Here is a 22782-nt window from a genome sequence, read left to right on the forward strand (position 1 = left end):
AAAAAACGGGTATTCAGTGACCTAAGGCATCATTTTTTACACAAAAAGTGTTTTTTTCATTACGATTTCCTTGTTATTTTTCTCTTGTAAATGAAAAAGTTTTTTCTAATCACGTTTTCTTTCGTCTTCCTGGCCGTTTTCATGGCTGGCTGCAGAGGCGATCAGAACAAGAACCAAGACCCAAACAAAGTAACTGTAATGATTTACAGCGAATACTTTGACCCGTCCATGCTGACAGACTTCCAGATGAAGACCGGCTACAAACTCCACCTGGAACTTTACGAAGCCCAGGAAGAGATGATCAGCAAGATACAGACCTCCGGCAACAGTCAATATGACGTCATCATCGCCAGCGACGTGGTAATTCCGCAGCTGATCCGCCTGGGATTCATCGGAAAAATTGATACGAACCAGGTGTTCAACCGAAGAAATATTGCAGAACAGTTCCTCAACCCGCCTTATGACACCACCGACGAATATTCCGTGCCTTACCTGTGGGGTACAACGGGAATCCTTTACCGCGACACAACCCTAAGCCCATCTAAGGTCAGCTACAACACACTTTTGGATGAAAAAAGGAACAAAGGGTCCTTTAGCCTCCTTGACGAAAGCCGTTCCATGCTCAGCATGGCCCTTATGGCCAAGGGGTATGACGCAAACTCCACCGATCCCGAACAGATCAAAGCTGCCGCAGAGTACATCAAGGGCATTACCAGATCGAAGAACTTCCTAGGGTTTGACGGCTCTGTCAGCGGTAAAAACAAGGTCCTTTCTCGGCTAAACTGGGCCGCAGTGGTCTTTAACGGAGAAGCCATGGCCGCCATGACAGAAGATCCGACCTTACAGTTCGCCATTCCAATCGAGGGTTCCTTCATGTGGGTAGACGCCATGCTCCTGAGCAGCAAGGCCCCGAACCCTGAGGGAGCCTATGCCTTCATGAATTACATTCTCGACACCAAGACCGGGGCTAAATTGGCCAAATACATCAATTACGCCACCCCCAACAAGTCCTCATTGAACATCATCGACAGCGTTTTCAAGAAAAACAATGTAGTCAACCCCACCAGGGGCGACATTTCTCGACTGGTGTTCCTGAAAGATGTGGGCGAAGCCGTAGAATTCTACGATCAGGCCTGGGAATACATCAAACGAAGATAAAACTAGCCTTCGTTCTTCTTGATCGGAAGAGGGGCAAAGGGCGGTTCCAGTTCGATGCTGATGGGGCAATGGTCTGAACCCTTTACGTCGGTGTGGATTTCGGCGCTGACAATGTTAGGAACCAGGGCGGCATCTACAAAGGCATAGTCAATACGCCAGCCCACGTTACGGGCACGGGCGCCAAAACGGTTGCTCCACCAGGAATAGACGTCCTTGGTATCGGGGTGCAGCTTGCGGAAGCTATCCACAAAGCCGTTTTCCACATACTTATCCATCCAGGCGCGTTCAATGGGCAGGAAGCCGCTGACATCGGCGTTTTCCTTGGGACGTGCAATATCGATTTCCTTGTGGCAGGTATTGTAGTCGCCAACGGTCACCACATGCTTGCCATCGTCCAACCAGCGCTTGCTGTTTTCAAGGAAGGCATCGTAGAAGCGGAGCTTGTAGTCGAGGCGGTCGTCGCCGGAGCCACCATTGGGGAAATAGATGCAGTTCAGCACCCAGTCCGGGAAGACCAACTGCAAAACACGGCCTTCGTCGTCAAATTCTTCGATATCGAAGCCGTAATTCACGCGATCAGGTTCAATCTGAGACAAGACACCCACCCCGCTGTAGCCTTTCTTGCGCTTACAGGCGTTCCAGTAGGCAAAATAGCCCTCGGGATGTGCAATAGCTTCGTCAATCTGATCTTCTTCTGCGCGCACTTCCTGCAGGCAGAGGATATCCGGCTTTGTGGAGCTAAACCAATCGGCAAAGCCTTTCTTGGCAGCAGATCTCAAGCCATTGACGTTCCAACTATATATGTTCATTCGACACCTAATCTTTAGTTTCGGCGCCAAAGATAGCTTTTTTAGCCTGTCATTCAATGTCAAAAAAAGTGTTCGTTTTTTCACTTAGGGAGGTTCATGCCCAAAAACACACAAAAAAGCGACTTTGTTAAATTAAGTTTACAAAATACGCTTATAAAAACGTTAAATCTTTTTTAATTATCTTAATAAAAAAAACGCAAATCCAAATAATAAACGTATATTTAAAGCCATGAAATCTAAAGTTCTGTTCTTATCTGGCATCGTATTTTCGTCTGCAATCTCCCTTTTGACTGGCTGCGCCGGTTCTTCCAGCGGAGAGAATCTTGAAGTTCCCACAAACCTGCCCCCCATCTGCCGAGACATCGACTTTGTGGAACAACCCGATATGCGCGAAATGTGCGGTGTAAGAACGGTCAAGAGCCGCGCCTATAAGAACATTCCTCAGCAGCGCTACCTGATCAAGCCTCAGGAAACTTCCATCGTCAAGAGCGGCAACATGCTGGAGCTCCGTTTCCAGAACTCCCTCCCCCTCTATCTGGACGGCCCTATCGTCGACGAAATGGAATTCAGCCAGGAAAAGCGCCTGCAGAAGATCAAGAACACTTACGATTATCACGAAATTTACAACAAGGGTGCAGAACGTATCCGCGTCTTCAAGATGGGCATCCCCACCGACCAGGGTAACATCTATAATTTCTGCTTCCGCATTCCCGAAAAGAAGGGTAACGCCCGTACTCGTAGCGTCGCCATGGGTAACCATATCGAAGCTCTGAGCTGTGCCGACTTTGATCGTCTGATCGAAGAGAATGCAAAGACCAAATAAATTGGTTTTTCTAAATTTGCGCCATAAAAATTGACTGGTTTTTAATGGCTGCAGAAAATAAATACATCCATAATGCCCTGAAGCAAGTTCATGTAGAAACACCGACCACTTCTGTGTCGGGTTTCTCTATTTCGGGGCTGGCCACCTACTTGCAGATGCCCGAACTGGATTTCTGCGTTGATTTGGGCGAATGCCCCCTGTCGGCCACCTCCATCAATCATGTATTTCTGACTCACGCCCATGGCGACCATGCTCGCTGCCTGATGCGTCATCACAGCCTGCGCAAGATGATGGGTGTAGAACGGGATAGCGTCTATTACATTCCCGAAAACATCGCGGAACGGGCCAAGGACTGGATCCGTGCAGAAGCCCTGTTCGAAGGGGTCGCCGAAAACAAGTTCCGTCTGCCCACCATTGTCCCCGTGGCCCCAAACGAATTGCAGTTCCTGGAGTACCGTAAGGACCTGGCCCTGGAAGCCTTTGAAGTAAAGCATTCCATACCGGCTATGGGCGGCACCGTATACCATTACAAAAAAAAGTTGAAGGAAGAATTCCTGCAGAAAACCCCTGCCGAGCTGATCGCCCTCCGCGAAAACAAGGTGGAAATCACCCGCGAAGTTTACGAGCCCCTGGTCAGCTTCATGGGAGACTGCCTGGGAGAAAGCCTGCTGGACAACTACCGCGTTTTCCAGTCCAAGATTTTGATTACGGAATGCACATTCCTTTCGCCAGAAGATGAGGCCATGAGTGTAAAGAAAGGACACAGCCACATCAACCACATTGTACACGCCCTCAAGGAAATGGGCGACAGTGTCAAGTGCGAAAAGATCATCCTGAGCCATTTCTCCATGAAGTACTCCGACAAGTACATCCGCGATGTAATAGCCAAGGCTATTCCCGAAGAATTCAAGGATAAAATTGTGGTTCTGCTATAAGGCGTGCAAACCGAATAAAAATGGAAAAAGAAATTATGAACGAAGAAGCAAAAAACGAAGTTGAAGAAGTGGTTGAAGGCGCCGCCGCAGCCGCAGAAAAGGAAGTGGTCATTCCGGAATTTTTCCGCGACCTGAAGGAAGACGAAAACGCCAAGGCCCTTTGGCACTATGTATTCCGCACCAACGGTGACCGCAAGCCCATTGCAACCCCCGACGGACTCCCCCACAAGCTGGACTTTGACTGGAAGGACATGTTCCCCACCCACAACGACCACATCGAAGTGGAAATCGGTTCCGGCAAGGGCAGCTTTATTTCGGACTATGCCGCCAAGCACCCAGACTATTTCATTATGGGTAGCGAATGGGATTACACCTGGGCCGCATTCGCCCAGCGCAAGATGGACAAGGCAGGCGTTCTGAACAACGCCAGCATGCTCCGCGGCGACGTATTCTATTTCCTCCGCGATTGCGTCAAGGACAATACCGTAGACGCCTTCCACATGTACTTCCCGGATCCGTGGCCCAAGGAACGCCACCACAAGAACCGCCTGCTCCGCCCCGACTTCCTGGAACAGGTGGCCCGCGTGATGAAGCCCGGCAAGCGTATTTTCTACTGGGGCACCGACCACAAGGAATACAACGAAGTGGCTCTTGAAGTGTTCGACAACTTCCCCGGCTGCAAGGTGCTGGTCCGCAACGAAGCTGAGCCTACCGAAGGTATCATGACCGGCTTCGAAAAGAAGTACCGCAAGGAAGGCCGCCCCATTTACCGCTCCATCATCGAGTTCGAGAAGTAAAAAAGCAACCTGTCCTTGTCATCTTTTGACATGCTATTTTTTCTAGTTTGTTTGCGGTATGTTAAAGCAGCTTTCTATTAATGGTTTCACCCTGATCTCGGAAGCGGAAGTTCCCTTCCGTCAGGGATTCACTGCAATCACCGGCGAAACCGGTGCTGGTAAGTCCGTTCTCCTGAAATCACTTCGCGTGGTTTGCGGAGACAAGGCTCAAGGGAGCTTTGTTCGTACTGGCGCAGACAAGGCCGTTGTGGAAGCCACCTTCGACATTTCTGGCGAAGATGACGTAAGGAACGTTCTCAAGGAACTGGAACTGGACGACGGAAATGACGAACTGATCATCCGCCGCGAAGTCCTGGAAAACGGCAAGGGCCGAGCCCGCGTAAACGGTTCCGTGGTCAACTTGTCTGACCTGCAGAAGCTGGGCGAAGAACTGATCCAGATGCACGGCCAGAGCGAACAGCTGCTGCTCCGCGACACCCGTACCCACGCCAAGATGCTGGACGACTACGCCGGCAACGGAAACCTGCTGACAGAATATGCAGGCCACTGGTCTGCATGGAACGGTATCAAGTCCAAGATTGTAGAAACCGAAGAAAAGGCCAAGAATCTTGCGGCCCAGAAGGACTTTTTAAAGTTCCAGTTCGAGGAACTTTCTAAGGCCAACCTGAAAGAAGGCGAAGAAGAAGCTCTTGAAGAAAAGGTAAACAGCGCCTCCAAGGTGGAAGCGGAACGCCGTTACCTGGATGAAGTCCAGGGAATTCTCGGCGGTGAAAACGGACTGTTAGACCAGGTGCAGTTGCTGCAGGCCAAGATGCGCACCCTGGCCGCCAAGGTTCCCGACTACGACGAAGATTTGAACGCCCTGGTTGAAGTGGCGGACCCCTTTGAAAGTATCTGCAAGGACTTGATGAGACTGTCGCCGTCTGCAGCGGTAAGTGCGGCAGACATCGATCGCGCCAATGCCCGCATCGCCCAGATCCAGAAATTGAAGCGCAAGTACCGCACCGACGTGGCAGGCCTTATGGAACTGACCGAGCAGCGTCGCACCGAACTGGACAGTCTTGAAAATCTGGACGCCGACCTTGAGGAACTGGAACGCCAGGCAAACAAGGAACAGGCGGAACTGAACCGCATCGCAGGCCTTTTGACCGAAGCCCGCAAGAACGCCGCCGAACGTTACGACAGCGCCGTCAGCGAAATTCTCCATAGTTTGGGCATGCCCAAGGCTGAATTCAAGACCTCCATCGAGGAACAGGCCCTCACGCCCAACGGCGCCGACCGCATTGAATTCCTGCTGGCCCCCAACCCCGGCGAAGGATTCAAGAGCCTGCAGAAGGCCGTTTCTGGCGGTGAACTTTCCCGTATGCTTCTGGCCATCAAGAGCGTTATGGCGGAACTGGACCGCGTGCCCCTGCTGATTTTTGACGAGGTGGACTCCGGTATCAGCGGCGAAGTGGGAAACAGCATCGGAGACGCACTCCGCAAGTTGGGCAAGCACCACCAGATTTTGACCATCACCCACTTGCACCAGGTCGCCAGCCGCGCAGAGAACCAGCTGGCCGTCAGCAAGAAGGAAATTGACGGCAGAACCTTCACTTCTGTGGTCGAACTAGACCGAGATGGGCGTATCGCCGAGATATCCCGCATGTTAGGGGGTGATTCCGATACAGTTCGCGAACACGCAAAACAATTGTTGGACGAAAACTTGTAGATTTTATACGGAATTTGTAGAGAACAAAAAAATGACTGAAGAAACTATCTTAACTGAAGAGAAAAAATCTGAAGTAAGACTACGCACTCGTATCTGGAGCGCCATGCGCGCTGTTGTCTTTTTAGCGGTCATCGCCTTCATCTGGCTTGGCATGGCCAAGACGGCCTGTGCATTTGTCGGCATCGCCTTGATCATGGGTTGGGTCAATCTTTACCAGCTCAGATCCCAGGAAATCGAAAAGCCCTATTACAGGTTGTGGCTGAACTTTATCGACGGGATGCTCTCCTTTACCGTTCTGACCAGCATTTTCATTCGCGACTTGATGCAGAATGACCAGGCGGAAAAGCTGCTGGCAGTAGGTTGCGTAGTTCTACTGGCAAGAACCATTGCGCACACTCTGTTTTCTCTTGGAGTTCTTCGCGAAGGAAAGACACTCCCCCGTAAGCGCCGCTGGAGCAAGCTTTCAAACATTTCTATTACAGTAACTATGGGTGTCTACCTGCTGAACCTGGAAGACTATCAGCAGATTGCCATGGTCACCAGCATCCTGCTGGTTCTTGCAGCAACAGCAGCTTACGCTTACTGGTACTACCGCGACCCCGCACACCGCAAGCCTCTTTCTATTGCTAGCCAGCTCACCATGAGCCGCATTGTTCTGACGCCTTTCTTCCTGTGGGTATTCTTCTACGACAACGACCTGAACTACAGCAACAACAGCCTGGTCTTTAAGACTTTGTCCTTAGTGATGGTTCTTGGCTTTATGCTGACCGATTTTCTGGATGGACATCTCGCCCGCAAAATGGGTGAAGTCAGCACCCTCGGAAAATATCTGGACCCCTTCAGCGATAAGATTTCCAACATGACCATTTTCATGTGCTTTATCGCAACAGGTTACGCACCCGTCTGGATGGTCGCGATTATTTACTTCCGCGAATCCAGCGTTGAAACCTTACGCACTCTGGCGGCAAGCGAAGGTCTGATTATGCCGGCCCGTCGCAGCGGTAAATGGAAGACAGCCCTCCAGGGCGCAGGCATTGTAGCCATTCTCCTAGGCGCTATTGACCCCGTGCGCATGATGATTCCCGGCTTTGATAGCATCTGGGAAAACTTCCCGCAGATTGTCATGGGCGTCATTACCACAGTGACTGTACTCAGTGGCGTAGACTACTTCGTTTCTAGCAAGCATATCCTTAAGAAGTTCGTCTAATCAGTATACAGATCTAGTCGGTACGTCCGACGGACAAAAAAAATGCACAAGAAGCCTTGACAATGTTCAAGGCTTTTTCTATATATGGTCTCAACATCGACGCGGGGTAGAGCAGTTGGTAGCTCGTCGGGCTCATAACCCGGAGGTCGCAGCGTTCAAGTCCTGCCCCCGCTACTAAAGAAAAGAGATCTAGTTTAGATCTCTTTTCTTTTTTGCATTTCTCCTAGTTAGCATTGTTTCCAAAACAACGTTATTAACCTCACACCCAATTGATAGTATTCTAAAAAACATCCATATTTTTCTAAATTGTCCACCGATGAAGGAAAAAGACGACAATTTTTCAAGACTGATTAACGACGATAAAATCCTGTACATTCCCGCAATGAGGATCGTGACATTGGTTTTCGCCATAATCTGCACCATGTTCATCGCGGTGAACATCATGCAAAAAGAGCCCCTGATCGCCGCCATCAATGGTGGTATCGCGTTCATCATGTTCTTCAGCTACTTCACCATCATCCGTTTCGATTCCCTAAAAGTTGCAACCCCCGTCACGATGCTGATGCTGACCGTCCTGATTATCACCTACATCATCAATGGCGGTCACGAAGGTTTCGGTGTCATGTGGGTGGTGCTAGTCCCTGTCATCGCCCTTTACTGTTTCCACACAAAGTTAGCGGTAGGCTTCCCTCTGTTCATCGGTGCCATCCTAGCCATAGCCTTTTTCACTCCAGTCTTTGAATACTGCTACCAGTACCAGGAATCTGTACGCGTCCGCCTCCCCTTCATTTACACAGCTGAAGTCGCCATAGCCATCTTGCTCAAGCGAAATATCAACTTGAACAAGAAATACATGAACCACCTGCTCCGCCAGAACATCCAATACAAGGAAAAGGCAGAAGCGGCCAGCAAGGCAAAGAGCGATTTTCTCGCAAACATGAGCCACGAGATTCGCACCCCCATTAACGCCATTCTGGGAAACGACGAACTGATCCTGAGAGAATCCCAGGAACCTGATTCCCTGGAATACGCAAAGAATATCAAGACATCTAGCAAGGCCTTGCTTTCCCTTATTAACGACATTCTTGATTTTTCAAAGATCGAATCGGGTAAACTGAACATCATTCCCACAGAATACAACCTGGGAATTTTGGTTAAGGATTCCTTCAACCTGATTGCTAACCGAGCAGAAAGCAAGGGACTGGAACTGCGAACAGATGTTGAACAGGCTGCACCCTCGGTCCTGCTAGGCGATGAACCCCGTATCCGCCAGATTTGCAGCAACCTGCTGACCAACGCCATCAAATACACCAAGAGCGGTTCCGTTACGCTTCGCGTTTATACGACCATTGGCGAAAAAGACTGGATCAACTTGATTATCGAAGTCCAGGATACTGGCGTAGGCATTTCCGAAAACAATCTGAAGTACCTGTTTGATTCTTTTAGCCGAATTGATGAAAGGCTTCACCGCAATATCGAAGGAACCGGTCTGGGTCTGGCCATCACCAAGCAGTTGGTCGAACTGATGAACGGAACCATTCAAGTCGAAAGCATTGCAGGACGCGGATCCACATTCAAGGTTAGCCTTCCCCAAAAGATTGTTTCTGCAACGCCGGTAGGCGACATAAATGTTTCTGTTCAGGAAGAGGAACCTACTTACCACGAAGAGTTCCACGCCCCCAACGCCCACATCCTGGTCGTCGACGACGTATCTATGAACCTGAAGGTTTTCTCGGGACTTCTCAAGAAGACCCAGATGCAAATCGATACGGCCGTCAGCGGCGAAGAATGTTTGAAGATGGTTCGCGAAAAACAGTACGACCTGATTTTCCTGGATCACATGATGCCCAAGATGGACGGTGTCGAAACCTTCCGTCTGATGCGGTCTCTAGACAACATGAATCCTAATACGCCTGTTGTCATGTTGACAGCCAACGCACTGGAAGGCGCACGGGAACAATACCTGAGTGAGGGTTTTGTAGACTACCTGTCAAAGCCGATCCATGCCGACCAGCTTGAAAAAATGGTACTGAAATATCTACCGAAGAATCTTATATGTCGCGTCTAACAGAATCCGAAGCTCTTGATTTATTTTTGAACGCCCCCCTGGAAGAACTTTGCGCCAGGGCAAATGTAGAGAAGGAACGTCGCCACGGCAAATCAGTTTATTGGGTGAACAACCGCCAGATCAACTACACCAACGTATGCGTTCTGCATTGTAAGTTCTGTGCCTTCAGCAAGATCAAGAAAGATAGCGTTACCGCCTACGACTGGGATTACGACACCATTCGCGACAAGGCGGCTTTCGCCATTGAAGGCGGTGCAAGAGAGCTGCACATTGTTGGCGGCCTCCATCCGGATCACCCTTTCGATTATTACATCGAAATGTTGCGCAAGCTTCGCGTAGAATTTCCCAAGGTCAACCTGAAGGCTTTTACCGCAGTAGAAATCGCCCACTTCGCCAAACTGTCTGGGCAGACTCCCCTGCAGATCATGGAAACGTTGAAGGGCGCAGGTCTTGATGCACTGCCCGGCGGCGGTGCCGAAATTTTGGTGCAGAGTGTTCGCGACCAGATTTGCCCGGGTAAGGAAACTGGCGAAGAATGGTTGGATGTACACCGTGCGGCACACAAGATTGGCATTCCTACCAACGCCACCATGCTGTTCGGCCATATCGAAACTCCGGAACATCGCATCGCTCACATGAAGATGCTCCGCGACCTGCAAGATGAAGCCCCCGGCTTTTTCGCATTTATTCCTCTGGTGTACCATCCGGAACACAACGCCCTTCACAGCATCGTTCCCAACATGACCAGTCAGGAAGATATTCTGCGTACGGTGGCGGTGGCACGACTGTTCCTGGATAACTTCCCCCACATCAAGGCTTACTGGATCCAGATGGGAATCGAGACCGCCATGAAGGCATTGCACTCCGGTGCCAGCGATTTGGATGGAACTATCATCGAAGAAAAGATTACCCACGCCGCAGGAGCCAAGGTTCCCGTGGGCATGAGTCCGGAACGTATGCGTCAGCTGATTTTGAACGAAGGTTTGGAACCGGTGGAACGCGACGCTCTTTACGAACGATTCTCTTAAAGCTCAACCATGCGTTCGACCGCTTCGGCGAACAACGCAGGCTCTTGCAACAAGCTAATTACAACCCAGCCGTCATCTTCGAAATCGAAGAAGAATCCCGGCTGTACCAGCACACGCTTTTCGCGAAGTAGGCGAAGAGTCAATTCCTCGTCATCGTCGCCCAGATGCAACACGGCATACCAGCCCCCAAGAACCTTGGGGCAATACTTGCCGGGGAATGCGGCACGAAGGGTTTCCCAATTGTTTTGCAGACGCTCACGAACTTGGGCTTCGTAATCGGCGGAGCGAGCCAAAAGCGGTGCCGCCAGAGACTGGGCGCAAGAAGAAGCACTCAAGTAAGCGTCTTCAACGAATTCAAGGGCGGCACGGATTTCTTCGAAATTTTCACGGGGGGCATAGAAGGCCATCCAGCCGAATTTTAATTGCGGAGCGCCAACAGCCTTGCTCAAACCATTGAGCCAGAAAATGGGACACTTGGGGCCGTTTACAGGAGCAAAGACAATGTCGTTTCCACCGCAGTCAAAGAAGTCGGCGTTAATGTTTCCGTCACCAAGACCATTGCGGTTTCCGCCGCGCAAATACAGCCAACTGCGTTTGACTTCGTCGCTGAAGCCATAATCGCCGAAGACTTCATCTACCACGAGAATCAAGGTGTTCTCTTCGCAGAAGCGAACAATTTCATTCCACTCGGCGAGGCCCACAATATGGCCTGTGGGATTATGGGGCGAAACCAGCAGAAGGATGCGGGCGTTTTCGGGAGCGGCCAGCAGGCTGTCTGTATCCAGCACGAAGCGGAACTGGGGAGCGGAAGATTCAGGAAGGCAAGATGCATCGACTCCGCCCTGCGGGCTTTGCTCAGCATGATGCGCGGAAAGTTCCTGACGTAAAGAGCGAACGGTCTTTAGCCCAGTTTTCTTTTCGCGGATCAGTTTCAAAAAATAGGGAGCGCATTCCAGATGTTCCAACTGGGCCAGCGTATCCAGCAGCGGATAGCCGGGCATCGGCGTCAAGATGGCATCGCCTGGATTGCAGAATGTCTTAAAGAGTACAGAGTAAGCTTCGCTGGTACTTGCGGTAATGATGACCTGGTTTGCAGTAAAGCGACCACCTCTTTCACGATAGTAAGCGGCAACGGCTTCTCGGGCCTCACGCCAGCCCGAGGCATCGGGAGACCAATGGCCGAACTGTTTGCGGGCTTCGTCTACCGCGGAGTCCAATTCCACAGGCAGTCCCACGCGAACCGGCGAACTGACGGTCATGTCGATAAACGGAGCGCTTTCCTTTTTCGCTTTTTCCAACTCTTCGAAAAAGGGGCTGGGAGTCAAATCATTGGGAAGCCTTTCAGAAAGTCTAACATTCAAACGGTTCATTTATTACATCCCATAGATTACAGCTTCTAGCGGTCTTAAAACTCTTGTTACGCCCGACGATTCAAACGGACCTTCGTAATTGCCTATTAATAGTTTGCGGTTCTCTACCAGGCGTCCATCATATTCAACTTCCGTCTCGCCAAGGTTAACCAGCACCACAATGCCGTCACCTCGCCTATAGGCCATCATTTGTTCGTGTTCGGGGAGCAGCGCCGTAAAGGGGCCCCCGTCCAGATTGGCATTGGAAGAGCGCAAGGCGATCAGTCGACGGTAAAAATTCAGCACGGAGTTTGGGTCCGATTCCTGGGCCGCCACGTTGATTTCGACATAGTTGTCGTTCACGGAGAGCCAGGGTTTGCCCGTGGTGAATCCGGCGTTGGCGTCGGCGTTCCACTGCATGGGCGTGCGGGAATTATCGCGACTAAAACGGTTTACGAAGGCCATGGCCTGCTCGTGGGAAAAGCCTTCCTGCAGGGCCATCTTGTACTGGGCCTTGGTATTGATTTCGTCGTACTTTTCCAGGTCGTTCCACTGCACGTTGGTCATGCCGATTTCCTGACCCTCGTAAAGGAAGGGAGTCCCTCGCAAGGTCAAGAGCAGCGTAGCCATGGCCTTAGCCGCCAACACGCGCAGCTTGGGATCGGCAGCCACCCGTTCGCTAAAGTAATTGTTCACGCAGCGGGGCTTGTCGTGATTTTCGAAAAAGGCAGGATACCAGCCGTTCTTCGCAGTGGCCTCCTGGCTTGCCAGCAGAGCCTTCTTAAAATCCATGATGCCGTAGGGCGACGGCTTGCACCAGATTTCAACATCGTGCAGGTGGCCAAACTCGAAGAGCATATCGAAGGCGCCGTTCTCCCCTACCCAATATTTCAAGTCGTCGGGTCCCACGCCGTTTGCCTCGGCCACGGTGAACACGTCCTTGCCCTGAGTCACGTTCTTCTTGAACTCCTGCAAGAAATCCAGGACACCCGGGGTATTTACGGTCATGGTGTGAACGCTGACCAGGCCATCGCTTGCATCAGGGATTCCGCTTTCAAAGCCGTTCGGTTTCTTGATGTAGGGAATGGCGTCAATTCTAAAACCGCCCACGCCCTTTTTAATCCAGAAGTTGGCAATGTCGAAAAGGGCCTGGCGCACGTCGGGATTTTCCCAGTTCAGGTCGGGCTGCTGGGTGGCGAAGGTGTGCATGTAGTACTGCTGACGTTCTTCATTCCATTCCCACACGGAGCCGCCAAAGATACCGCGCCAGTTGTTGGGAGGAGCCGGTCGCGTTCCCGGTTCGCCAGCAACGCCATCTTTCCAGATGAACCAATCGCTCTTGGGATTGTGGCGGCTGGACTTGGATTCCTTGAACCATTCACACTGATCGGACATGTGGTTGAACACCAGGTCCATCACAATCTTGATGCCACGCTTATGGGCCTGGGCAATCAAGTTGTCCATGTCGGCCATGGTTCCATACAGGGGATTGATTTCGTAAAAATTGGAAACGTCGTAGCCGTTATCCACCATGGGAGACGCATACACCGGCGTAAGCCAGATCGCCCCCACGTTCAAAGACTTCAGATAATCCAGCCGGCTGGTAATGCCGTTCAGGTCCCCGATTCCATCTCCGTTGGAGTCCTGGAAACTGCTGGGATAAATTTCGTAGGCAATGGTATGTTTCCAGCGCTGCATACGACGTCAAAACTATTTCTTGTGCTTCTTGATCAGGCCCACTAGAATCGTGGCCACCAAAATTCCGGCAGGCAGAACAACGGCGATGGTCAAAAGGATCAGCTTCTGGAAGTCGCTCATTTCCTTCAGGGATTTCTTGAAGTTCTTAATGCGATCCAGCAGGCCCACCTTCCCTGCCGGAGCGGCACCATTTGCGGCACCCTCGGCACCGGCAGAAGCCTCATCGGAATCAGCCAGATCCTCGGAACCGGCAAAAGCCTTTACATCGGGAAAGTGGCCCAGCAGACCTGCCACGGCATCCTTTATCGGCACCACAAAACCACCGACCTTGTCGGCGTACATGGCGTAGCGTTTCTTGAACGGACGTGTCAGTCTACCAGTTAAATCCATAATTCCTCTACTCTAGATTCCTCGACTTCGCCACTTCGTGGCTACGCTCGGAATGACACTTACAGCCTACCTGTACAGCAGGTTCACACCGCCGAACAGGGCGCGCATGTTAGCCTTCAGAGTATCGCTAGAAACACCGCGGCCTTCCACTTCCTTGCCATTGGCCTTCAGCACAATACGGCTGAGACCGCGACCAGCCCACATGGAATCCTTTTCAGGAACCACCACCTGGCGATACTTCACCAGTTCCACCGGCATGCCGATTTCACGCATGAGCATAAGGCCAGCTTCAATGGGACCTTCGGCAGTGATGGACTTGATTATGGGCTCCTTGTCCTTCTTGAAGTGGAACACGAAACGGTTTTCATCGGGAACAACTTCGATGTTGTTGAACACCAAACGGCCGTTCACGTTAACGCGCTGTTCGCGGAAAACATCCAGAACCCGTTCGGCGCTCAGTTCGCCTTCCTTTTCGCTGCAAGCCTTCAAGATGGGCTGCAGTTCGGCGGCTTCGGCCAGACTCATCTTGTAACCGAACTTGGTGATGATTTCGTACACGGCGGTACGACCACTCTGGCTGGTGAAGCTGAGGGAATCGTTCTGGTTACGGCCGATGATGGAGTAGTCGATGGGGCGGTATGCACCCTTCTTCATGTCCTTGGTCTTGCTGGCGCCATCCTGGTGGATACCGCTACGATGGACGATAGCTTCGGCACCGATCAACGGAGCACGATTGTAGATGTTGATACCGGACCACTGAGAAATCAGGATGGCGGTTTCGTAAATTCTTTCCAGATGCAGGCCAGTGTCTACACCGGAGTTGTGCAGGCCCACAGCCACTTCGTAGAAGTTGGTGTTACCGCAACGTTCACCCAGACCGTTCAAGGCCACTTCCATCTGGGTTGCACCCACGAAGAAACTTTCCAGGGTAGCGGCAGTTGCCATGCCCAGGTCGTTATGGCAGTGAACAGAAATAGTCACGTTCTTGGGCAGAGCATCGTACACCTGCTTGATCTGGGAGATGTACAGCATGGGGCGATAACGTTCCACGGTGTTGGGCAAGTTCAAGGTAGTTGCCCCCGCTTCCACCACGGCCTTCAAAACTTCAATGACAAAGTCCATGTTTTCCAGGCAGTCACCGAAATGTTCGCAGCTGAATTCCACGGTACCGCGGTCACCCACCAGAGACTTTGCCAACTTCACGCATTCCACGGCCTTGGCCTTCACCTGTTCCGGAGTCATGTGCAGCACGTGTTCCATGGAGAGGGGGCTAGTTGCCAAGAAGGTGTGGATACGAGGATTGGGAGCATACTGGACCGCTTCCCAGCAGCGCTGAATGTCGCTGGGGACGCAACGGGCAAGACCAGCCACCACGATCTTCTGGGCGACTTCATCACCTTCTTCAGCCATCTTTGCGGTGAGCTGGGCCAGTTCCTTACAAGATTCAAAATCCATTTCGCTAGAAGCCGGGAAACCCACTTCGGCCCCCTGCACACCCAGCTTCAACAACTGGAGGTAAACGTCCTTCTTCTGGGCGTTATTCCAGGGCTTGGGCAGAGCCTGGTTACCGTCACGCAGAGTGACGTCGTAAAAAAACGGTTTTCTTGCCTGATCGGCACAATCCATCATGCACTTCATTTTTCATCTCCTTGCCGCTTCCCTCGATTTTCACCGGGAACGCAAAGTCATTTAATTTTCAATCTCAAAGATAGCTTTTTTTATCCCTCTGACCAAAAAACAAAGGCCCGCTTTCCCGAGGAAGCAAGCCTTTTTAGTGTTCAATTTCAATAAAAAAAGTCTTATTGATTCAATACCCTAAAACCTCGCCTCGGTATTACACAGAGCGGTGCAAAGTAGAAGTTGTAGGTCTAGGATCATTTTCATGCTGATGAATATACAAAGAAGTTTCCCCCACGGCAAGGGAAACTCCTTATTTTTTAGTAGCTGTTCAACAAGACCAGACTGCTAGAATTTAATCAGCATGTTCCGACTTGAATTTCCTGCCGAGACACGAAGGACATAGATACCAGACATGGCCGGCTTTTCCAGTTCCACGGTATGCTCACCGACAAGAACGCACTATTAACGGTCATATCTTCCTTAAACATAGATGTCAGACATGACTCTTGAATTTCATATATTCTTTCCGTCGGAAACACCGACTTTTTTGTATATCGCCAGACAATCGCCCGCGAATTTATTTCGCACTACGGGAAATGCGTTCCTCGCCCCCATGGATAAAACAGCAGGCGGATATCGCAGACCATTCCGCTCGTATTCGAGCTTTGGAAACGTAGGTGGATTTCTTCGTAAAAGGCGACAAAGCGGGGAGATACTAGTTTTATAATCGCGCTGCGTTTTTTCTACTTTTCTTTTTATGGAACACGAGTATACTGTCAGAGGGCGAATTTTTCCGGAACCGGACCAGGTTCAGGACATTTCTTCGCTTCGCAAGTTTATCAACAAGATGAGTTGGGTCGAACAGGACTTCGAATCCCTGGGTTTGAAAATCGACGAGCGGAACGTTTCCCGATTCTCGATGAAGAGCGAGGACCTGGACAATGCCGCCCTGGAACAGGCTTGTCAAAATCTCTCCATGCTTCTGGGTTGCAAGGTCATCCTGAGCAAGGACCACGAAGTTTACGGTGTAGCCAATGTGTTCAACGGCGGATCCGATTACGAAGTCGTCGACGAGGATTGTTACCTGTGGATTTACGAACGGGGAGCGCGCCTCTCCTGCGAAAAAACAAAATTCTGGAACGAGAAGTTCACGGATCTGGAACAGAAATTCGCCCAGGGAGCCGCCGCCAAGGCTTTGCAGAACTTGGACCCCATCCTGTAATAAAAAAGTTCGAACTTTATTATCTTTGCCCCCATGATTCTATTAGTGGCCGAAAAACCTTCCGTTGCAAACCAACATTACAAACCTATGCTGGAACGCCTGGAGGGCGAAAAATTCACACAGGGAGATGGTTGCCTGATTGGGCAGAACCATTGCATTACCTGGTGTGTGGGTCACTTGATTACCCTGGCCCCCCTTGATGCCTACCCCGGTTTCGAAGGGGGCTGGAAGTTGGGCAACTTGCCTTTGCTCCCTGAAAAGTTCCGCCTTATGGAGATTGAAAGCACAAGAAAACAGCTAACTGTTGTGCGAGAAATGATGAGTAAGGCGGATGTCCTCGTGAACGGCGCCGATGCCGGCCGCGAAGGTAATCTGATTTTTGACCTGGTCCTTGATTTTACCCCCGCCTTTAAGCAAAAGCAGATCAAGCGTCTTTGGGTGAACAGCTATGTGGCCAAGGATCTGGACAAGGCCTGGAAAAATCTGGAAGATGCCACCCAGCGATTAAACTTGAGTTATGCCGCTCGCCTGCGTCAGCGCGCCGACTGGATGGTAGGCCTTAACGCCACTCGAGCCTATACGCTTACGGCTGGCCGCGGCAAGATGATTTCTGTGGGCCGCGTGCAGACACCCACTTTAAACTTGATTGTAGAACGAGACGCCCTGGTGGAACAGTTCAAGGAACTGTATTACTACAGCGTAGTGGGAACCTGGAAAGGATTCCAGGCACAGTTGCTGCGCCCCGACCGCGACGCCAAGGATTCTGGCAAGGACAGCGCAGAAGGCCCTGCCCTGAAAGTGGCGGTCTTTGAAAAAGAGGAACCGGCCCAGGCCGTAGTGGACAAATGCGCCCCGCCCGAAGATGCGGTCATCGCAGGCATTGACGTCCAGCAGAAAAAGCAGTTCCCCCAAAAACCTTTCGACCTGACGGAACTGCAGAAAGAAGGCAACAAGCGTTTTAAGTACAGCGCCCAGCAAGTGCTGGATTGCGCCCAGAATCTTTACGAAAAGAAGTTGCTTACCTATCCCCGTACCGACTCCGCCTACCTGCCCGACACCATGAAGCAGGAAGCTTACGCCCTGGCACAACGCCTGGCAACGCCCCAGCAGCAAGGGATCATGCGTCCGGAATCGGAAAATTTCGTCTTCATCAATTCCAGCAAGGTCACGGACCACTTTGCCATCATTCCTACAGGGGAACTGCCCAACGGTCTCCCTGAAATGGAAGAGAACATCTACAATCTGGCCAAGGAACGTTTTGTCCAGGCATGGCTGAAACCCTATGTTTGGAATGAAATGGAAGTGACACTGACCGCCCCTGCGGGCAGTGACGCAGAAACCTTCCGCCTTAAGCTGAAGCAGAACGAGGACTTAGGTTTCCGCGCATTGGTCAAAGAAGAGAAGAAGGCCAAATCCAAGAAGAAGGGCGACGCAGGCGCCGACTCCGCCGCAGCCGACGGAAAATCCGGCGACGACAGCGGCAATTCTGACGACATCACCAATATCGTAGAATCCTTTCCCGACTGGAAAATCGGCGACAAGGCCCCCTTCGACGCCCTGGAACTTCAGAAGAAAAAGAAGTCCAAGCCCAAGTATTATACCGAAGCCACCCTCCTTGCCGCCATGAAGACTGCAGGCAAGCAGATCGACAACGAAGAACTGGCCGAAGCCATGAAGGACCGCGGTCTTGGAACTCCAGCCACTCAGGCAGGCATCATCGAGACCTTGAAAAAGCGCGGATTCATCGAAGCCCAGAAAAACAATCTGGTCAGTACCGCCCGCGGCCGCGAAGTCATCGCCCTCATGGACGAAAAAGTCAAGTCCCCCGAAATGACCGGCGAATGGGAATACAAGCTTTCCCAAGTAGAAAAGGGCAACCTGGATCCCAAGGAATTCCGCGACGGCATCGTGGAATATGTGAAGGAACTTTTTGTTCAGCTTCACGAAAAATACGGCAGCCAGTTTGAACGAGAAACCGTAACAGAAGCTCTCCCCTGCCCCAAGTGCAGCCAGCCCATGGAAATCGCCCCCTGGGGATACGTCTGCAAGAATGGCGAATGCGGTTTCAAGGCAGGCCACACCATTGCAGGCCGCACCCTTAGCCACGCCGAAATGGGCAAGCTTCTGGCCACCGGCAAATCTGACTTGCTCAGCGGCTTCAAGAGCAAGAAGGGAACCACCTTCAGCGCCAACCTGGTTCTTGGCGAAGACGGCAACATCGGATTTGAATTTAGCGACGAACCCCAGGACGCAGCCCCCACAGACTATACCTGCCCCAAGTGCCAAAAGAAACTAAAAAGTTTAGGCAACCGTCTCATTTGCGAAGAGCCTTGCGATTTCGTTTTCTATAAGACTATCGCCGGCCACGTCATGAGCGACGAAGAAATGGCGGAGCTGTTCAGCAACGGCACCACCGACGTCATCACCGACTTTATCACTAAGAAGGGCCAGGCCTTTAGCGCCAAGGTGGTCTGGGATAGCGATCACAAGGCCACCTTCGCCTTCGAAAATGACGGACACTTCCACGGTACCGAAACCAAGTTTAAGTGCCCCATCTGCAAACACACCCTAGAAGAAAACAAGAACGCCATCTTCTGCACAGGTAAAGGTTCCGACCGCGATGAACAAGGCAATCCCTGTGATTGCAAGTTCACACTGTTCAAAACAGTCGCCGGCAAGAAACTCCGTGCCGCCGACATCAAGGCCTTGCTCAACGGCGAAAAAACGGAACTGATTAGCGGATTCAAGAACAAGAAGGGCGAAAACTTTGACGCCTTCCTGAAAATGAGCCCCGTAGGCCGCGTAGAATTTGAGTTCCTCCGTCGCGAATACCCCTGCCCCGGTTGCGGAGGTTTCCTACGCAAGGTAGATGGCGGCTACCAGTGCATGCAATGCGGTTACGGCATTCCGCAAGTGTTCTACCAGCGCAAATTCTCTGACGAAGAAGTGGAAAATCTGCTGAAGAACAAGTTCTCGCCGGTGCTAGAACCGTTCAAGAAGGACGTCACCACCTTCCGTGCCGCCCTAGAAATCCGCGAAGGCGGAAAGCTGGGCTTTAACAAGTTGACTGTTGAAGTCATCAAGCAGAAATAGCAAACCTTAATCGATCCGTTCGCCCACAAGAACGCTCAGGTAAGCTACGGTAACAGCGGCTGCAGCCACGACACTGCCGGCCCCCACCAGCATTGCACAGAAAACGGCGGGAGCTGCTGCCAGAAGAAGACCGAAGAGAGTGTTGTTGCGCTGGATGTTCAGAATATTGTGCATAGTTAATCCTTTTTTCTTTTTTACGTGTACAAATATAGGTTTACATTCGCGTCAATTTCTGACAATTTTATATGCAAAAAAAAGACCGACGGTTTTACCCGCCGGACTTATTTGTCGATCATTTATCAGTTAGACTTTAACAGCCTGCAAAACTACTTACCAAGAATCTGGTTGTAGAAATCCGGAGCGAACTTCTGGATGTAACCCATAATGAAAATGACCAGCACGATCAAGGGCAGAATCCACTTGATGTAAAAACGGACAATCCCGTTTACGGGAAGCTTCATACCGCTACCGGTATTGACTTCATCGTAGAAATTCTTCTGGCCCCAGCCGTAACGGAAGTTGCAGAACACCACGAAGAACAAGCTACCGAGAGGCAGCAAGGTGTTAGAAACAATAAAGTCTTCCAGGTCGAGAACGCCACTGCCAGCACCAAAGGGCTGAATGCCAGAAAGCACGTTAAAGCCCAAAGCACAAGGCAAGGAAAGAACGATAATCGCCAGAATGTTCCACTTCACCACCTTCTTGCGGTCGTAACCCTTCAGGTCCATCCAGAAAGAGATGATGTTTTCGAACACGGCCACCAAGGTACTCAGGGCGGCAAAGCTCATGAACAGGAAGAAGGCCACACCGCACCAGCGACCCGCAGGCATCTGGCTAAAGATGTTGGGCAGAGTCACGAACACAAGGCCAGGACCAGCACCCGGTTCCACATTGAAAGCGAAGCAGCTGGGAATAATGATCAAACCGGCAAGCAAGGCCACCACCGTATCCAGGACGCAGATATTCACCGCTTCCTTGGCTAGGGTATGCTTCTTGCCGATGTAGCTTCCGAAGATGGACATGGAACCGATACCGATACTCAAGGTAAAGAAAGCCTGTCCCATGGCGGCAAAGATTACTTCGGTAACGCCCTGCTGCTGCAGACGGGCAAAGTCCGGGAGCAAGTAGAACTTGAGGCCTTCTTCAGCACCGGGCAAGGTCACAGCGCGGATGGCAAGAATAATCATGATCACGAAAAGCATAGACATCATGCTCTTGGTTACACGTTCCACGCCCTTCTGCAAGCCCAGAGAAACGATTCCCAGACCGAGAATGGTAGCAATAGCCATCCAGCCCACCTGCACGCTGGGATTCCCCAACATGGTGCCGAATCGTTCACCCACCTGTTCAGGAGACAGGCCATGAATATCCCCTTCCACCGCCATGTGGTAGAAGTAGTACATCATCCAGCCGCTCACCGTGGTGTAGAACATCATCAGCAGGTAGTCACCGACGATCATGGGATACTTGGCAATATGCCACTTGGAACCGGCAGGTTCCAGTTCTTCGAAAGATCGGCCGATACCGCGCTTACTGGCACGACCGACAGCAAATTCGGCAATGAGGGCGGGCAAGCCCAAGATCACCAGGAAGAACAAGTAGATCAGGATGAATGCGGCACCACCGTACTGGCCCGTAATGAAGGGGAAACGCCAAACATTACCGATACCAATGGCGCAACCCGCCGCAATCAAAATAAAGCCAAGACGAGATTTAAAATTTTCTCTTTGATTCATTTTCAATAACCCGCAGATTTCTTAGGTTCCAAATTCAATGCCGTTCACAACGTGGTAGCGACGTTCTCCGTTAGCCTTGATAACTACGGCCACGCCATCTAGGTAGTACACACCCTTTTTGGAAACATGGTAGCGCAAACGATCAATCTTACGGTCAGAGACGTAAATCATCAAGGGCATCAGGAACATATCGTGGCTAATAAAGATATTCACACGGTTGGTTTCAGACATGTTGGGAATGATTCCCTGCACAATCGTCTGAACGGCACGGGCTTCCAGGTCATAGAAGGCAGAGGTCAGCAAACCATCGAAGGCCCACTGGGAGTATACTTCACCTTCATTAATACTGGCGGTAGAATCCTTCTTGTACTGTTCAAAAAGTTCCATGTCCTTGATGTAGGTGCTGGCCACCAGGCGATTGGTAATGACAGACTGGAAGCTGGTCGTATCTTCACCACGACCGTAGGCAATGTTGATTGCGGTACTGCGAGTACGCACGAAATCGGTATGACCGTAAGAGAAAGCTTCGGAACTGGCCAAAAAACCGCCCAGGCGCTGAGACTGTTCGATACCGGCCTCGGTCAGCTTGGATTCAACACCGACACCACTTTCGCGACGTCCATGACGAATGACAAAGGCAACCTTGTCGCCCTCTTCCAGGCTTTCATAAACAGACTGAACCGTTTCGTAATCGGTAATGGCCGAAGCAGCGACATACTGACGGTCCTTTTCGATTTCTTCAGTCAGGATTTCGAAGGGCATATCGTTACCGGTAATGCCGCTGATAGAAGAGGTATCGCCCTCGGGCACAAAGGAAGTGTCCAGAGGCATCTCGGATGCAGAAGAAATTTCCAGCGAAGCAGAAGATTCGATGGGCTGCGAGTTGGGATCATCACCAACCGTGGCAGAGCTGGCCGGATTAACCGGGGTTTCTATGGGAGGAGTCTGCGGATCATCGGCAGGCGGATTGACGGCCACACCAGAATCATTGGAACTATCACTACCACATGCACTAAAGAGCATGGCGGCTATAGAAATGGGCAATAAAAATTTCTTCATCATAATGTTCCAATATAGTAAGATGATCTTTTTCAAGATTTTCCACTTTTTTAATTTTTGTATATTTGAGCCGCTAATT

18 protein-coding genes and 1 tRNA gene are annotated in these 22782 nt (G+C 51.1%); 11 read left to right on the top strand and 8 right to left on the bottom strand.

Annotated features, from left to right (window positions below; all coding sequences use genetic code 11):
• Positions 1–90 precede the first annotated feature (90 nt).
• Positions 91–1158: a polyamine ABC transporter substrate-binding protein gene (locus BUB94_RS10430; RefSeq protein ID WP_073236794.1), complete on the top strand. Its 1068-nt coding sequence runs from the start codon at positions 91–93 to the stop codon at positions 1156–1158.
• Positions 1159–1160: 2 nt separating this feature from the next.
• Here BUB94_RS10430 and BUB94_RS10435 read toward each other — a convergent pair whose 3' ends face one another.
• Positions 1161–1967: an exodeoxyribonuclease III gene (locus BUB94_RS10435; protein WP_073159908.1), complete on the bottom strand. Its 807-nt coding sequence runs from the start codon at positions 1965–1967 to the stop codon at positions 1161–1163.
• Positions 1968–2196: 229 nt separating this feature from the next.
• On the opposite strand from BUB94_RS10435, the gene BUB94_RS10440 reads away from it, so the two are divergent.
• The 8 genes from BUB94_RS10440 (at position 2197) to mqnE (ending at position 10536) form a co-directional block, all read left to right on the top strand.
• The gene (locus BUB94_RS10440) at positions 2197–2790 is read left to right on the top strand and encodes a hypothetical protein (RefSeq protein WP_073159906.1); all 594 of its coding nucleotides are present in this window, start codon (positions 2197–2199) and stop codon (positions 2788–2790) included.
• 44 nt (positions 2791–2834) lie between these two features.
• Positions 2835–3725 (top strand): MBL fold metallo-hydrolase, encoded by an 891-nt coding sequence (locus BUB94_RS10445; RefSeq protein ID WP_073159904.1) that lies wholly within the window; start codon positions 2835–2837, stop codon positions 3723–3725.
• Positions 3726–3760: 35 nt separating this feature from the next.
• Complete coding sequence (gene trmB, locus BUB94_RS10450; RefSeq protein ID WP_073160049.1) at positions 3761–4522, top strand: tRNA (guanosine(46)-N7)-methyltransferase TrmB; 762 nt, start codon at positions 3761–3763, stop codon at positions 4520–4522.
• 58 nt (positions 4523–4580) lie between these two features.
• Positions 4581–6233 carry a DNA repair protein RecN gene (gene recN, locus BUB94_RS10455; RefSeq protein ID WP_073159902.1) on the top strand — a complete coding sequence of 551 codons (1653 nt, stop codon included), beginning with the start codon at positions 4581–4583 and terminating at the stop codon, positions 6231–6233.
• A gap of 31 nt (positions 6234–6264) precedes the next feature.
• Complete coding sequence (pgsA, locus tag BUB94_RS10460; RefSeq protein WP_073159900.1) at positions 6265–7440, top strand: CDP-diacylglycerol--glycerol-3-phosphate 3-phosphatidyltransferase; 1176 nt, start codon at positions 6265–6267, stop codon at positions 7438–7440.
• 100 nt (positions 7441–7540) lie between these two features.
• Positions 7541–7614 (top strand) — tRNA-Met (locus BUB94_RS10465).
• A 142-nt stretch (positions 7615–7756) separates the two neighbouring features.
• A complete protein-coding gene (locus BUB94_RS10470) occupies positions 7757–9508 on the top strand; it encodes an ATP-binding protein (protein ID WP_073159898.1) in 1752 nt (583 codons plus the stop codon).
• Complete coding sequence (gene mqnE / locus BUB94_RS10475; protein ID WP_073159896.1) at positions 9496–10536, top strand: aminofutalosine synthase MqnE; 1041 nt, start codon at positions 9496–9498, stop codon at positions 10534–10536. The genes BUB94_RS10470 and mqnE overlap by 13 nt, the downstream gene beginning before the upstream one ends.
• Here the strand turns inward: mqnE and BUB94_RS10480 are convergent.
• From BUB94_RS10480 to leuA2, 4 genes are all read right to left on the bottom strand, one after another.
• Entirely contained in the window at positions 10533–11906 is a 1374-nt protein-coding gene (locus tag BUB94_RS10480; RefSeq protein ID WP_073236797.1) for a pyridoxal phosphate-dependent aminotransferase, read from the bottom strand. The two genes, mqnE and BUB94_RS10480, sit on opposite strands and share 4 nt — an antisense overlap.
• Before the next feature lie 3 nt (positions 11907–11909).
• Complete coding sequence (locus BUB94_RS10485) at positions 11910–13583, bottom strand: alpha-glucosidase (protein WP_073236800.1); 1674 nt, start codon at positions 13581–13583, stop codon at positions 11910–11912.
• 12 nt (positions 13584–13595) lie between these two features.
• Entirely contained in the window at positions 13596–13973 is a 378-nt protein-coding gene (locus BUB94_RS10490) for a hypothetical protein (RefSeq protein ID WP_073159892.1), read from the bottom strand.
• A 66-nt stretch (positions 13974–14039) separates the two neighbouring features.
• Positions 14040–15611 carry a 2-isopropylmalate synthase LeuA2 gene (leuA2, locus tag BUB94_RS10495; RefSeq protein WP_249269331.1) on the bottom strand — a complete coding sequence of 524 codons (1572 nt, stop codon included), beginning with the start codon at positions 15609–15611 and terminating at the stop codon, positions 14040–14042.
• A 739-nt stretch (positions 15612–16350) separates the two neighbouring features.
• Between leuA2 and BUB94_RS10500 the strand changes: the two genes are divergently transcribed.
• Both BUB94_RS10500 and BUB94_RS10505 read left to right on the top strand, forming a co-directional pair.
• Complete coding sequence (locus BUB94_RS10500) at positions 16351–16815, top strand: hypothetical protein (protein ID WP_073236804.1); 465 nt, start codon at positions 16351–16353, stop codon at positions 16813–16815.
• A 33-nt stretch (positions 16816–16848) separates the two neighbouring features.
• Positions 16849–19908, top strand: coding sequence for a type IA DNA topoisomerase (locus BUB94_RS10505; protein WP_073236807.1), 3060 nt, complete (start codon positions 16849–16851; stop codon positions 19906–19908).
• A gap of 6 nt (positions 19909–19914) precedes the next feature.
• On the opposite strand, the gene BUB94_RS16845 is transcribed toward BUB94_RS10505, so the two are convergent.
• From BUB94_RS16845 to BUB94_RS10515, 3 genes are all read right to left on the bottom strand, one after another.
• Positions 19915–20082: a hypothetical protein gene (locus BUB94_RS16845; RefSeq protein ID WP_158535448.1), complete on the bottom strand. Its 168-nt coding sequence runs from the start codon at positions 20080–20082 to the stop codon at positions 19915–19917.
• Positions 20083–20234: 152 nt separating this feature from the next.
• Positions 20235–21644, bottom strand: a complete 1410-nt coding sequence (locus BUB94_RS10510; RefSeq protein WP_073236810.1) for a sodium-dependent transporter — start codon at positions 21642–21644, stop codon at positions 20235–20237.
• A 21-nt stretch (positions 21645–21665) separates the two neighbouring features.
• Positions 21666–22706 (bottom strand): histidine phosphatase family protein, encoded by a 1041-nt coding sequence (locus tag BUB94_RS10515; protein ID WP_139258384.1) that lies wholly within the window; start codon positions 22704–22706, stop codon positions 21666–21668.
• Positions 22707–22782 lie beyond the last annotated feature (76 nt).

The sequence above is a fragment of the Fibrobacter sp. UWH9 genome (assembly GCF_900129715.1).
In the GTDB taxonomy this organism is placed as follows: Bacteria; Fibrobacterota; Fibrobacteria; order Fibrobacterales; family Fibrobacteraceae; genus Fibrobacter.

What these genes read in the sequence shown, in the direction of transcription:
- BUB94_RS10480 (WP_073236797.1), bottom strand. Translation starts at nt 11,906, where the DNA reads ATGAACCGTTTGAATGTTAGACTTTCTGAAAGGCTTCCCAATGATTTG.
- BUB94_RS10435 (WP_073159908.1), bottom strand. Translation starts at nt 1,967, where the DNA reads ATGAACATATATAGTTGGAACGTCAATGGCTTGAGATCTGCTGCCAAG.
- pgsA (WP_073159900.1), top strand. Translation starts at nt 6,265, where the DNA reads ATGACTGAAGAAACTATCTTAACTGAAGAGAAAAAATCTGAAGTAAGA.
- BUB94_RS10505 (WP_073236807.1), top strand. Translation starts at nt 16,849, where the DNA reads ATGATTCTATTAGTGGCCGAAAAACCTTCCGTTGCAAACCAACATTAC.
- leuA2 (WP_249269331.1), bottom strand. Translation starts at nt 15,611, where the DNA reads ATGAAGTGCATGATGGATTGTGCCGATCAGGCAAGAAAACCGTTTTTT.
- trmB (WP_073160049.1), top strand. Translation starts at nt 3,761, where the DNA reads ATGAACGAAGAAGCAAAAAACGAAGTTGAAGAAGTGGTTGAAGGCGCC.
- BUB94_RS10500 (WP_073236804.1), top strand. Translation starts at nt 16,351, where the DNA reads ATGGAACACGAGTATACTGTCAGAGGGCGAATTTTTCCGGAACCGGAC.
- BUB94_RS10440 (WP_073159906.1), top strand. Translation starts at nt 2,197, where the DNA reads ATGAAATCTAAAGTTCTGTTCTTATCTGGCATCGTATTTTCGTCTGCA.
- recN (WP_073159902.1), top strand. Translation starts at nt 4,581, where the DNA reads ATGTTAAAGCAGCTTTCTATTAATGGTTTCACCCTGATCTCGGAAGCG.
- BUB94_RS10430 (WP_073236794.1), top strand. Translation starts at nt 91, where the DNA reads ATGAAAAAGTTTTTTCTAATCACGTTTTCTTTCGTCTTCCTGGCCGTT.
- BUB94_RS10485 (WP_073236800.1), bottom strand. Translation starts at nt 13,583, where the DNA reads ATGCAGCGCTGGAAACATACCATTGCCTACGAAATTTATCCCAGCAGT.
- BUB94_RS16845 (WP_158535448.1), bottom strand. Translation starts at nt 20,082, where the DNA reads ATGCACAATATTCTGAACATCCAGCGCAACAACACTCTCTTCGGTCTT.
- BUB94_RS10470 (WP_073159898.1), top strand. Translation starts at nt 7,757, where the DNA reads ATGAAGGAAAAAGACGACAATTTTTCAAGACTGATTAACGACGATAAA.
- BUB94_RS10515 (WP_139258384.1), bottom strand. Translation starts at nt 22,706, where the DNA reads ATGATGAAGAAATTTTTATTGCCCATTTCTATAGCCGCCATGCTCTTT.
- BUB94_RS10510 (WP_073236810.1), bottom strand. Translation starts at nt 21,644, where the DNA reads ATGAATCAAAGAGAAAATTTTAAATCTCGTCTTGGCTTTATTTTGATT.
- BUB94_RS10490 (WP_073159892.1), bottom strand. Translation starts at nt 13,973, where the DNA reads ATGGATTTAACTGGTAGACTGACACGTCCGTTCAAGAAACGCTACGCC.
- BUB94_RS10445 (WP_073159904.1), top strand. Translation starts at nt 2,835, where the DNA reads ATGGCTGCAGAAAATAAATACATCCATAATGCCCTGAAGCAAGTTCAT.
- mqnE (WP_073159896.1), top strand. Translation starts at nt 9,496, where the DNA reads ATGTCGCGTCTAACAGAATCCGAAGCTCTTGATTTATTTTTGAACGCC.